This is a genomic window from Kitasatospora sp. NPDC114501 (genome assembly GCF_055633695.1).
Genome location: NZ_JBVKDS010000031.1, coordinates 30,123 through 41,764 on the forward strand (window position 1 = coordinate 30,123; position 11,642 = coordinate 41,764).

General features: G+C 73.3%; 13 protein-coding genes. 4 read left to right on the top strand and 9 right to left on the bottom strand.

Annotated features, from left to right (window positions below):
- Nucleotides 1-120: 120 nt before the first annotated feature.
- The 3 genes from ACZ7RU_RS36310 to ssuE form a co-directional block, all read right to left on the bottom strand.
- Complete coding sequence (locus ACZ7RU_RS36310; RefSeq protein ID WP_470345279.1) at nucleotides 121-2,688, bottom strand: ABC transporter permease; 2,568 nt, start codon at nucleotides 2,686-2,688, stop codon at nucleotides 121-123.
- A gap of 19 nt (nucleotides 2,689-2,707) precedes the next feature.
- A complete protein-coding gene (locus tag ACZ7RU_RS36315) occupies nucleotides 2,708-3,493 on the bottom strand; it encodes an ABC transporter ATP-binding protein (protein ID WP_470345280.1) in 786 nt (261 codons plus the stop codon).
- A gap of 323 nt (nucleotides 3,494-3,816) precedes the next feature.
- Nucleotides 3,817-4,371: an NADPH-dependent FMN reductase gene (gene ssuE / locus ACZ7RU_RS36320; protein ID WP_470345281.1), complete on the bottom strand. Its 555-nt coding sequence runs from the start codon at nucleotides 4,369-4,371 to the stop codon at nucleotides 3,817-3,819.
- A gap of 421 nt (nucleotides 4,372-4,792) precedes the next feature.
- Here ssuE and ACZ7RU_RS36325 point away from each other — a divergent pair, with 421 nt between their 5' ends.
- The gene (locus ACZ7RU_RS36325; RefSeq protein WP_470345282.1) at nucleotides 4,793-6,106 is read left to right on the top strand and encodes an LCP family protein; all 1,314 of its coding nucleotides are present in this window, start codon (nucleotides 4,793-4,795) and stop codon (nucleotides 6,104-6,106) included.
- 38 nt (nucleotides 6,107-6,144) lie between these two features.
- Entirely contained in the window at nucleotides 6,145-6,654 is a 510-nt protein-coding gene (locus tag ACZ7RU_RS36330; protein WP_470345283.1) for an LbetaH domain-containing protein, read from the top strand.
- Here ACZ7RU_RS36330 and ACZ7RU_RS36335 read toward each other — a convergent pair.
- Nucleotides 6,651-7,226, bottom strand: a complete 576-nt coding sequence (locus tag ACZ7RU_RS36335) for a hypothetical protein (RefSeq protein ID WP_470345284.1) — start codon at nucleotides 7,224-7,226, stop codon at nucleotides 6,651-6,653. The two genes, ACZ7RU_RS36330 and ACZ7RU_RS36335, sit on opposite strands and share 4 nt — an antisense overlap.
- Nucleotides 7,227-7,480: 254 nt before the next feature.
- Nucleotides 7,481-7,975: a peptidylprolyl isomerase gene (locus ACZ7RU_RS36340; protein WP_470345285.1), complete on the bottom strand. Its 495-nt coding sequence runs from the start codon at nucleotides 7,973-7,975 to the stop codon at nucleotides 7,481-7,483.
- A gap of 221 nt (nucleotides 7,976-8,196) precedes the next feature.
- Here ACZ7RU_RS36340 and ACZ7RU_RS36345 point away from each other — a divergent pair, with 221 nt between their 5' ends.
- The gene (locus ACZ7RU_RS36345) at nucleotides 8,197-8,580 is read left to right on the top strand and encodes a MerR family transcriptional regulator (RefSeq protein ID WP_470345289.1); all 384 of its coding nucleotides are present in this window, start codon (nucleotides 8,197-8,199) and stop codon (nucleotides 8,578-8,580) included.
- A 25-nt stretch (nucleotides 8,581-8,605) separates the two neighbouring features.
- On the opposite strand, the gene ACZ7RU_RS36350 is transcribed toward ACZ7RU_RS36345, so the two are convergent.
- Nucleotides 8,606-9,259: a class I SAM-dependent DNA methyltransferase gene (locus ACZ7RU_RS36350; protein WP_470345286.1), complete on the bottom strand. Its 654-nt coding sequence runs from the start codon at nucleotides 9,257-9,259 to the stop codon at nucleotides 8,606-8,608.
- Between the two features lie 92 nt (nucleotides 9,260-9,351).
- Between ACZ7RU_RS36350 and ACZ7RU_RS36355 the strand changes: the two genes are divergently transcribed.
- The gene (locus ACZ7RU_RS36355) at nucleotides 9,352-9,948 is read left to right on the top strand and encodes an NAD(P)H-dependent oxidoreductase (protein WP_470345287.1); all 597 of its coding nucleotides are present in this window, start codon (nucleotides 9,352-9,354) and stop codon (nucleotides 9,946-9,948) included.
- Here ACZ7RU_RS36355 and ACZ7RU_RS36360 read toward each other — a convergent pair.
- The 3 genes from ACZ7RU_RS36360 to ACZ7RU_RS36370 form a co-directional block, all read right to left on the bottom strand.
- Entirely contained in the window at nucleotides 9,941-10,420 is a 480-nt protein-coding gene (locus ACZ7RU_RS36360) for a GNAT family N-acetyltransferase (protein ID WP_470345290.1), read from the bottom strand. The genes ACZ7RU_RS36355 and ACZ7RU_RS36360 overlap by 8 nt on opposite strands.
- Before the next feature lie 92 nt (nucleotides 10,421-10,512).
- On the bottom strand, nucleotides 10,513-11,379 hold the full coding sequence (locus tag ACZ7RU_RS36365) for an oxidoreductase (protein ID WP_470345288.1): 867 nt from the start codon (nucleotides 11,377-11,379) through the stop codon (nucleotides 10,513-10,515).
- 167 nt (nucleotides 11,380-11,546) lie between these two features.
- Nucleotides 11,547-11,642: acyl-CoA dehydrogenase family protein (locus ACZ7RU_RS36370; RefSeq protein WP_157849844.1), on the bottom strand; the 96-nt coding region annotated here is incomplete at its 5' end.

Genomic DNA, 11,642 nt, shown 5'->3' on the forward strand with positions numbered 1-11,642 from the left:
GCCCGGCGGCGGTCCCCGGTGGCGCCCCCGGCGGCGGTGCGGAAACGGCGCAGGGGCCGGGCGCTGTGCACCCGGCCCCTGTCCCCCGTTCCCCCTACCCCGACGCCCCCCGACGCCGGGTCAGTCCGTCGCGATGGCCGCGAGGACGTTCATCCGTCCGGCCCGGAAGGCCGGGACGAGCGCGGCGAACAGGCCGATCAGCACCGAGGCGGCCAGCGTGACCGCCACCGTGACGGTCGGGACGGAGAGCGTCGCGAGGCCCTGCTCCCGCAGCACCCGCTGGGCGGTGACGCCCCAGGCCAGGCCCAGCCCGGTGCCGAGGACCGCGCCGAACACCGCGATCACCACGGACTCCAGCCGGATCATCCGGCGCAGCTGGCGGCGGGAGAGCCCGATCGCCCGCAGCAGGCCGATCTCGCGGGTCCGCTCGACCACCGACAACGCCAGGGTGTTGACCACGCCGAGCACCGCGACCGTGATGGACAGCGCGACCAGCCCGTAGATCAGGTACAGCAGAGTGTTGACCTGGGACCGGGCGAGCTCCTTGTAGCCGGCCCGGTCCTTGATGGTCAGCTGCGGGTACTCCTTCAGCCCGTCCTCCAGCGCGGCCAGCGTCCGGTCGACGTCGGCGCCCTGGGCGGCCTTGGCGAAGAAGGTCCACACCGGCGGCTGCTCGGCGGCCGGGACGGCCTTCTCCATGGTGTTCACGGCCACGAAGGAGCCGTCGCCGAACAGCTCGCCCCGGCCGAAGACCGCGCCCACCGGTACCGACTGGGTGCGGCCCCGGCCGTACTCGACGGTGACATGGTCGCCGACCTTCAGGCCGTGGTCCTTGGCGAAGGCGGCGCCGATCCCCAGCGACCCGCGCTGGATCGAGTCCACCGCCCCGGAGTCGACGGTCGGCCGGAAGTCGCTGCCGAAGAAGGTCGGCGGCACGGCTGTCAGCTCGGTCCTGGCCGTCCGCCCGTCCGGCAGCCGGACCTTGGCGGCGAAGAACCGCTGGGTGGTGACGTGGTCGATGCCCGGGGTCCTCCGGACCGCGTCCATCATCTCGGGGGTAATGGCGGTGCGGCCGCCGGAGATGATGTAGTCCGTGCCCACCGACTTGTCGATCTGGGCGCTGGTCGAGGTGACGGCCGAGGAGCTGAACACCGCGGAGGCGATCACCAGCGCCAGGCCGATCATCAGCGCGGCGGCGGTGGCGCCGGTGCGGCGCGGGTTGCGCATTGCGTTGCGCTGGGCGAGCCTGCCGGACGGGCCGAACAGCGCCGGCAGCAGTGCGCCGAGCACCCGGACGACGGCCGAGGCCAGCAGCGGGCCGAGCACCACGAAGCCGATCAGGGTGACCACCACGCCGAGGCCCAGGTACCGGCCGCCGGTGGCCGCCTTCTCCGCCCCCGCGCCGAGCACCAGCAGCGCGCCGCCGCCCGCCGTCAGCAGCAGGCCGAGGACGGTGCGGACCAGGTTGGCCCGGGACTCGGCCGGGGTGCCGTGGTCGCGCAGCGCGGCCATCGGCGAGATCCGGCTCGCCCGGCGGGCCGGGAACCAGGCCGCGACGAGGGTGACCACGATGCCCAGCGCGTACCCGGCGACGAAGACGTCCGGCCCGATCTGCAGGTCGGCCGCCTTGAGGTCCATGCCGATCGCGCTCATCAGCCTGATCAGGCCGACCGCCACGCCCAGGCCGGCCGCGACCCCGAGGGTCGAGCCGAGCACGCCCAGGATCAGCGCCTCGACCAGCACCGAGCGGTTGACCTGTCGGCGGCTGCCGCCGACGGCGCGCAGCAGGCCGATCTCCCGGGTGCGCTGGGCGACCAGCATCGAGAAGGTGTTGACGATCAGGAAGGCGCCGACGATCGCCGAGACGAAGGCGAAGCCGAGCATCGCGTACTTCATGAAGCCCAGGCCCTTGCCGACCTGCTCGCTGCGGTCGGCCTTCTGCTCGGCCGCCGTCTTCACCCGGTACCCGCCGCCGAGCGCGGCCTGCGCGTCCGCCTTGAGCCGGTCGTCGCCGCGGCTGCCGTCGCCGTACGCCTCGACGGTGCTGAAGGCCTGCTCGCCGAGCAGCACCTGCTGGGCGGTCGGGGTGTCCAGGAAGGCGAGCGCCGCGCCCGGGTTGGTGGTGGTGAACGTGCCGATGCCGACGACGGTGAAGTCGTGCCTGCCGAGCGGGTTCTCGATCCGGAGCCGGTCGCCGAGGCCGAGCCCGGCCTTCTTCGCGGTGTCGGCGTCCAGCACCAGCTCGGTCGGGCCCCGCGGGGTGTGGCCGGAGGTGATCTTCACCGGGTTGCTCGGGGTGTCGGTCCAGTTGCCGGCCAGGGTGGGGGCGCCGGTGGTCGGGCCGACCAGCTTGTTGGTGGCCGGGTTGACCAGGACGGCGTTCTCGACCATGACGTGGCCGACCGCGTTCTTCACCCCGGGCAGCGCGGCGAGCTGCCGCTCCAGCGCGACCGGGACGGTCGGCGGCTTGACGGCGGCCTGCTGCTCCTCGTCCTCGGCCGGCTCGGGCGGCTGGACCGAGACGTCCGAGGCGGTGGCGGCGAAGAGCTTGTCGAAGGTGCCGGTGGCGGTGTCGGAGAAGACGAGGGTGCCGGAGACGAAGGCCACCGACAGCACGACGGCGATGAGGGAGAGCGTCATCCGGCCCTTGTGGGCGAAGAAGCTCCGCAGTGAGGTCCTGAGCAGCATGGTGGTGTCGGTCCGCCGATCAGCTGGTGCGCTTGCCGTCGAAACGGCGCATGCGTTCGAGGACGGAGTCGGCGGTGGGCGCGTGCATCTCGTCCACGATCACGCCGTCGGCGAGGAAGAGCACGCGGTCCGCGTAGCCGGCGGCGACCGGGTCGTGGGTGACCATCACGATGGTCTGGCCCAGCTCGTCCACCGAGCGGCGCAGGAAGGTCAGCACCTCGGCGCCGGAGCGGGAGTCCAGGTTCCCGGTGGGCTCGTCGCCGAAGATGATCTCGGGGCGGGCGGCCAGCGCCCGGGCCACCGCGACGCGCTGCTGCTGGCCTCCGGAGAGCTGGGCGGGGCGGTGCCTGAGCCGGCCGGACAGGCCGACCGTCTCCACCACCTGGTCCAGCCAGGCCCGGTCGGGCCGGCGCCCGGCGATGTCCATCGGCAGGGTGATGTTCTCCAGCGCGGTCAGGGTCGGGAGCAGGTTGAACGCCTGGAAGATGAAGCCGATCTTGTCGCGCCGGAGCCGGGTGAGCTGCTTGTCCCGGAGGCCGGTGATCTCGGTGTCGCCGATCCGGATCCGCCCGGAGCTGACCGTGTCGAGGCCCGCCAGGCAGTGCATCAGGGTGGACTTGCCGGAGCCCGAGGGGCCCATGATCGCGGTGAACCGGCCGCGCTGGATGTCGACGTCGACCGCGTCCAGCGCGGTCACCCTGGTCTCGCCCGCGCCGTACGCCTTGGTGACCTGACGGGCCGACGCGGCGACGGCGGACGCTCCGCCGGGAAGCTGGGGGTCGTACACGGCTGCTGCCGTCGTCACAGGACTCTCCTAAGGAAGTTGCGCTCACCCGTTGGACCCCAGCCTCACGGGCCCGCCCGCCGCGCGACATGGCGCAGGCGGTAGTCCTCGACCGGGAGTTGTCTCCACCCTCCCGGTGGACCTGGCCACCGGACCCGACGGAACCGGGCCGCTTCCTGGCGGGTGGGAATGTGTGAACCACGTTAGGAGTCGTCGGCGGAGGGCTCGTCATCCGCCGGAATGAAGCCGCTCAACCAGGGTTCTACGGGGCACCGGGCGGCTCCCCCTAGGGGTCGCCGCGGCCCGCCTCGGGGACGCCCCGTACGGGCCGCGGCGACGGTCCGTCAGCCCGCCAGCGCGGGTGCGGCCCGCCGCTCCAGGGCCGCGGCGAAGCCCTCCACGACGGGGGCCAGCAGCGCTTCGGTCTCGCGTTCCACCAGGGTCGTCCCGTCCTCCCGGGCGGTGACGTGGCGGTCGAGCACGAACCAGCCCTGGGTGATGTGGCCGGCGCCCATCGAGCTGAGCACCGGGCGCAGGGCGTAGTCCACCGCGAGGACGTGCGCGGGCGAGCCGCCGGTGGCGAGCGGCAGGACGGTCTTGCCGGCCAGCGCGCGCTGCGGGAGCACGTCCAGCAGGGCCTTCAGCAGGCCCGAGTAGGCGGCCTTGTAGACGGGGGTGCCGATGACCACGCCGTCGGCGCGGGCGAACAGCTCGGTGACGGCGACGATCCCGGGGTGGTCGAAGTCGCCCGACAGCAGCGCGTGCGCGGGCAGGCTGCGGGCCTCGAAGGGGACGACGTGGTGGCCGCGCTCCGCGAGCCGCGCGTCGACGTGGCGCAGCAGGCGGGTGGTGCGGGAGGTGGCGGACGGGGAGCCGGAAACGGACAGGACGACGGCCATGGGTTCACCTCTGCTGGAAGCGGGGCGGCGCGGTGCGGCGGGGCGCGGCGGCGGGGAGGGCGCCGCGGTGGGGCCGGTGCCGGGAGCGGTGCCGGAGGGCGGCACCGGGGGCGCTACGTCGGCGGACGTGCGGGGAGTGCGGGGACTCGACGGGCGGCGCGCGTCAGCCGCGACAGAGCGAACAGGCCACACCGCGCCGCAGGTCGACGTGCCGCCGACGCGTGAGTGCCCAACGCTGGTCCATGCCCGGAATGCAAGCACGCGGTGTTCGAGCTGGTCAAGAAACGTTTCAGCAGCTGGAACACCGGATGTCCGGACGTTGCGGCGGAACGATCCGGTACGTGCATCAAAACTGCTACAAGAGGCCTGGCAGGCACCCCGGGGGGAGTCAGCCCGACCGGGGTCGGGCATCCTCGTCGGCATGAACACGTGGCAGGAGGGCCGCCCGGGGGGCGGCGGGAACCCGTACGGCGGCAACGGTGGAGGCGGCTCGGCCGAGCCGCCGCTGCCGTCCTCGCTGAACCCGCGCGGGCCGGGGGCGGCCGCGCCACGGCAGCCGGGGCACCAGGGACACCCGGGGCACCAGGCGGGGCCGGGGCAGCCGGGGCCCTCCCGGCTCGGCGGCGTCCCGCCGCAGGGGCCCGGCGCCCCCGGTGGCCGTCCCGCCGGTCCGGGGCGTCCCAGCGGCCCGGGTGGCCCCGGCGGCCCCGGCGGCTCCCGTCCGGCCGGTCCCCCGGCGGCCCGGCGCTGGCCGCGCCGGCGGATCGTGAAGTGGACGGTCTTCGGCGTGCTGATCGCCGTCATGGTGACCGCCGTCTCCACCTGGTTCTGGGCGGACTCCAAGATCAACCACGAGAACGTGCTCGCCGACTACCCCGGCCGCCCGGCCGCGGGCAAGGGCACCAACTGGCTGATCGTCGGCTCCGACAGCCGCCAGGGCCTCACCGACTCCGAGCAGGACGACCTGCACACCGGACACGACACCGAGGGTAAGCGCAGCGACTCGATGATGATCCTGCACGTCGGGGACAACGGGAACACCCTGATGAGCATCCCGCGCGACTCCTGGGTGCCGATCCCCGAGCACCCGGGCACCAACGGCAAGCCGGTCAAGGGCACCACCGCGAAGATCAACTCGGCCTTCGGCAACGGCGGCGGCCGGCTGCTGGTCCAGACCGTCGAGCAGAACACCGGCCTGCGGATCGACCACTACGCCGAGATCGGCTTCGGCGGCTTCGTCGGCATCGTCGACTCGATCGGCGGCGTCGAGATGCACATCGACCAGGACATCAAGGACAAGGACTCCGGCCTCGACCTCAAGGCCGGCGACCAGACCCTCAGCGGCAAGCAGGCCCTGGCCTTCGTCCGCCAGCGCCACCAGATGGCCGACCAGGACCTCGGCCGGATGCGCAACCAGCAGAAGTTCCTCGGCGCCCTGGCCCACCAGGCCGCCTCCCCGGGCAACCTGCTGAACCCGTTCACCTTCTACCCGCTGGTCGACTCCGGGCTCGGCACCCTGATCGTCGACGAGGACTGCGGGCTGACCGACCTCGGCTCGCTCTTCCTCGCCATGAAGGACGTCAACGGCGGCAGCGGCAAGTCGGTGACCGTCCCGATCGGCAATCCGGACTTCCGGACCAAGACCGGCGAGTCCGCCGTGCTGTGGGACGCCAAGCAGTCCAAGCAGCTCTTCGACGCCTTCAGGAACGACACCGCGGTGCCGGAGTTCAAGTAGTCCGCCACTTCCCGTGACCGCGCCACCACAATGGGTGGATGCCACTCGTCACCGCGCTGATCCGCCGCCGTCGCCACCGCCTCCTGGGCCGCCTGGTCCAGGAGGCGCTCGCGCTCTACGGGATGGAGGTGCCCGCCGCCTGCGAGATCGGGCCCGGACTGCTCGTCTTCCACCGCGGCTTCGGCACCGTGCTGCACCCGTACACCACCCTGGGCGCCGGCGTGACGCTCTACAACGGCGTGACCATCGGCCGGGCCGACCCCTGGGTGCCCCAGGAGGAGAGCGCGATGCGGCGGGTGGTGGTCGAGGACGGCGCGGTGCTGTGCGCGGGCGCCAAGGTGGTGTGCAAGGAGGGCGTGCTGACCGTCGGCGCGGGCACCGTCGTCGGGGCCAACGCGGTGCTCACCCGCTCGACCGGGCCCGGCGAGATCTGGGCCGGCGTTCCGGCACGCAGGGTGGGCATGCGGGCGGGCGACTGGGGCGCCTCGCCGGTGCCGGCCCAGCCGGCCGCGGGCCCCTCCCGAACCGGACGTACGGCAGCCGACTAGACGTACGGCAGCAGGCCGGTGCCGCACTCCGGGAAGCGGACCAGCCACTCCCCCTCGCCGCCGGCCGCCTCCGTCGCACCCGAGAAGCCGTAGTGGATCGGCTGCCCGTCGCCGCTCAGCCACCGCGCGTGGGTCAGCTGCACAGACAGTGACGCCGGGCGGTGCGGGGCGACGGCCGGGACGGGCGGTGCGGGCTGCTCCAGCACCAGTTCGTGCTCGGTCTCGCCGGGCCGGAAGGTCACCACGGTCTCGGTGCCCGGGCGGCGCGGGAAGCCGCCCGCCGGGTCCGTCCAGTACGCGGCGACCATCACCGCGAGGGTGCCGTCCAGACTGCCGGTCTCCGGCCGGACGTACTCCTCGTCCGCGATCCAGCGGGCGTGGTGGCGGACCTCGTCCGGGCCCCACCGCTCGTCCCAGCGCACCCAGTAGCCCGCCACGCGCTTGACGGTCATGCCCTCCCGGACGACCCGGACGGCGAACCGCGCCGGGGCGACCGGCTCGCAGCCGGCCAGGGACACCACCGTCACCTGTTCGTAGGTCACCTCGCCGTCGTCGGCGCCCTGCTCCATCATCGGTCAACCACCTTGCCGCAGAGTCGAGTTCGGCCGCGGTCGGGCCGCGTCCGACATCGAGCGTAGGACCCCGGCGAAGCAGGGCGACAGGATTGCCCGGTTCCGGCCCGGAGGGCGGCGCTCCGGGATACCCTGCCCGCCGCACCGCGCCCGGCCGCCGGAACGGGAGCGGACGGGTACGAAACCGCCCCGGAGCGGGAGGTCGGAAGATCCGACGTCCCGCTCCGGGGCGGTGTGCCAGGTGGCGGCGGTGACTACTCGACCACGCCGGACTTGGCGATGGTGACCTTGGCCGAGGTGCGGCCGCTCTGCGAGCCGAGGCCCTCGATCTTCGTCACGATGTCCATGCCCTCGACGACCTCGCCGAAGACGACGTGCTTGCCGTCCAGCCAGTCGGTGACGATGGTGGTGATGAAGAACTGCGAGCCGTTGGTGTTGCGGCCGGCGTTGGCCATCGACAGCAGGCCCGGGCGGGTGTGCTTGATCTGGAAGTTCTCGTCCGCGAACTTCTCGCCGTAGATGCTCTTGCCACCGGTGCCGTTGTGGTTGGTGAAGTCACCGCCCTGGAGCATGAAGGCGGGGATCACGCGGTGGAAGCCGGAGCCCTCGTAGCCGAAGCCGTTCTGGCCGGTGGCCAGCTCGCGGAAGTTGCGGGCGGTCTGCGGAACGACGTCGTCGTACAGCTTGAAGACGATCCGGCCGGCCGGCTCGTCGTTGATCGTGATGTCGAAGAAAACGTTGGAAGACATGCAGGGATGATGGCACGATCATCTGCCTACCGCGCGGTACCCCCGGTCGGGCGAGTTCCGACGCGGCTGTGTTATCCGGCCACTCGGCCCGGGTACGCAGTCCGGTTCGCACCTCCCGGCCGGGCCGGGGAAGCTACCATCGATGCCGGCTCCAGGCCTTGGCACGGGACGACCAGGACGACCAGGATGATCAGGACGACCGGGACGGTGGGGTGGACGGCATGCGGATCGGCGAACTGGCCCGACGGACGGGCGTGAGCGAGCGCTCGCTGCGCTACTACGAGCAGCAGGGCCTGCTGGCCGCCCGCCGCACCGAGGGCGGCCACCGGGAGTACCCGGAGGCCGCCGTCGACCGGGTCGTGCACATCCAGGAGCTGTTCGCGGCCGGCCTGCACAGCCGCACCATCTACAAGATCCTCCCCTGCATGCGGGACTCCGACGGCAGCCCGAGCGAGATCGCCACCCCGCTGCTGGTCGACGAGCTCACCGCCGAGCGCGAGCGGATCGACCGGACGATCAGCGACCTGCTGCGCTCCCGCGAGGTGCTGGACGAGGTGATCGCGGCCGCCTCCGGGCAGCCGCCGTCCGCCTCCGAGGCCGCCTGAGGACCGCCTGAGAACGGCCGGAGGCTCAGGCCTTCGGCTTTCGGGCCAGCAGGTAGGCCTGCGGGGTCCTCTCGTCCCCCTCCGGCTCGCGGACCGTACGGGAGGTGACCGGCAGACCGGCCTCCCGGGCCAGCTCCTCGACCTGCTCCGGCCGCAGCCGGCGGAAGTCCAGCGACACCGGGTGGCCGAACGGCCGCTCCAGGTGCAGGGGCCGGTCGCCGACCTGGAAGGCGAGCATCAGGTGGCCGCCGGGGGCGAGCACCCGGGCGAACTCGGCGAACACCTCGGGGAGCCGCTCCAGCGGGGTGTGGATGATCGAGTACCAGGCCACCACCCCGGTCAACTCCCCGTCCCCGAAGGGGAGGTCGAACATCGAGCCGACGCTGAACGGCACCTCCGGGTGGGCCCGCCGGGCCAGCTCGACCATCCGCGGCGAGAGGTCGATCCCGTGCACGTCCAGGCCGAGCCGGTGGAGCGGACCGGTCATCCGGCCCGGGCCGCAGCCGACTTCGGCCGTCCTGGCGTCCGGCCGCTCGGCGCGGACCAGGTCGGCGAAGAGCGCCAGCATCGCCCGGTCCATCGGCATCCCGCCCAGCGCGTCCCGGTATTGGTCGGCGTACTCGGTGGCGATGGCGTCGTAGAACACCCTGGTCTCGGCGAGGAAGTCCGGCTCGGTCATGGTCCGGGACCCTACCCGGCGGACTCGGGCCACCGGCCGTCGGCCGCCACCCGTAGCATCGATCACGCCAACCAGACCGAGGGGGACGGAAGATGAGCACGATCGGGGTCTACCTGGCGCATCCGCGGCCGGGCAGCTTCAACCACGCGCTGTACGGGGCCGTGGTCGACGAACTGCGCGGGCGCGGCTGCGAGGTGCACGCCCACGACCTCTACGCGGAGGGCTTCGCGCCGCTGCTCACCGCCGAGGAGACCGGCACGGTGGCCGCGGCGGAGCGGCCCGAGGACCCGCAACTGGCCCTGCACCGGGCCGAGGTGGCCGCCCTGGACGCGCTGGTGCTGATCCACCCCAACTGGTGGGGCATGCCGCCCGCGGTGCTCACCGGCTGGGTGCAGCGGGTGCTGGCACCCGGCGTCGCGTACAAGCTCGGGACGGCCGACGGCGAGCCCACCGGGCTGCTGCGGGCCGGGCGGGCGCTGGTGCTGAACACCTCGGACACCCCGGAGGCCCGGGAGCGCGAGGAGTTCGGCGACCCGTTGGAGCGGATCTGGGCGGCCTGCGTGCTGCCGTACGTCGGCGTCACCGACGTACGGCGGACGGTGTTCCGCACGGTCACCGACTCCCCCGCCACCGAGCGCGCCGACTGGCTGCGGCAGGCGCGGGAGCAGGCGGCGGCGCTGCTCAGCTGAGCGGCGGGAGGTCCAGTTCGGCGACGGCCTGGTCGCCGCTCAGCTCCCCGGTCGGACGGAAGCCCAGACGGGCGTAGAAGCCCTCCGGGCCGTTCGGACCGGGGACGTAGGTGACCGTCGCACGGGTGCCGCCGCGGCGGCGGATCTCCTCGCAGACCTGCTCGACGGCGAAGCGGCCGTAGCCGCCGCGCTGCTGCTCGGCGTCGATCAGCAGCCGCCACAGGCCGGAGCGGGGGCGGTCGCCGGGGCGGTCCGGGTAGAAGGCGAGGTCGAAGAAGGCCATCACGAAGCCGACCGGCCGCTCGCCGTCCAGGATCAACCGGGGCCAGGCGGTCTCCCCGTACGCGTACGCCTCGGCCAGCGACTTCACCACCGGCGCGACCAGGCCCTCCTGGTCGGGGCGGACCCGCAGGGCGAGGGCGGCATCCACGTTCGCGGGGGTGACGGGGGCCAGGCTGAGTGTGGCGGGCATGATCGACATGGCGGGCAGCCTACGGAGCGCGGCCGCCCGCCGTCGCGTGCTTTTCCGCCGCCCGGCGGGCTGGCCGCCCGGCCGGGAGGTCGCTACTCGTCGGCCGGGAAGTCGGTGCCGCGGCCGACCTCCGCCCAGTCCTCGGCCTCCTGCCGCGCCGCTTCCAGGGTGCCGAGGACGCCGTCCACCGCGTCACTGCCGAGCGCCAGCCGCAGCGGGGTCCGCTCGGCGGCCAGCGCGGCCAGGATCGCCTCGGCGGCCCTCACCGGGTCCCCGGGCTGCTTTCCGTCGGTGTCCGGCAGCCCGGTGCGGACCGGGGAGACCACCGGCTCGTACGCCTCGATCGGGGCGGAGTGGGCGAGCGCGCCGCCGCCCGCGAAGCCGGTCCGGAACGCGCCGGGCTCGACGATCAGCACCTTGACCCCGAAGCCGGCCACCTCCTTGGCCAGCGCCTCGGACAGCCCCTCCAGGGCGAACTTGGTGGCCGAGTAGGCGCCCACCCCGGGGAAGCTGAAACGGCCGCCCATGCTGCTCATCTGCACCACAGCGCCCGAGCCCTGGGCCCGCAGGTGCGGCAGCACGGCCCGGGTGAGCGCGGCCGGGCCGAAGAAGTGCAGCTCCATCAGGTCCCGCAGCTCGCGGTCGGTGGTCTCCTCGACGGCGCCGATCAGTCCGCGCCCGGCGTTGTTCACCAGGACGTCGATCCGGCCGTGCCGCCGCACGGTCTCCTCGACCACGGCCGGGATCCGCTCCTGGTCGGTGACGTCCAGCTCGACCGGGAACAGCCGGTCGGGGTGCGCCGCGGCCAGTTCCGCCAGCGTCCCCGGGCGCCGGGCGGCGGCCACCACGGTGTCGCCGGCCGCCAGCGCGGCCTCGGCGATCGTCCGGCCGAAGCCGGAGTTGGCGCCGGTGACCAGCCAGACCCTGCCGGCGGGGTGCTGCTCGGAGGTGTTTCCCATGATCGTCGTTCTCCCGCAATCGTCATGCCTCGGCCACGAATTGACGATCATTTATGACACCGGCGCGGGTGCCGCGTCCAGGACGGTTCGACGCCGGACGACATACGGCCCCCGACCGCGGACGGGCGGTCGGGGGCCGTGGGTGCGCGTCGTCGCAGGTGGACGGACTACGGGAGGTTGCGGGCCATCACGATCCGCTGGACCTGGTTGGTGCCCTCGTAGATCTGCGTGATCTTCGCGTCCCGCATCATCCGCTCCACCGG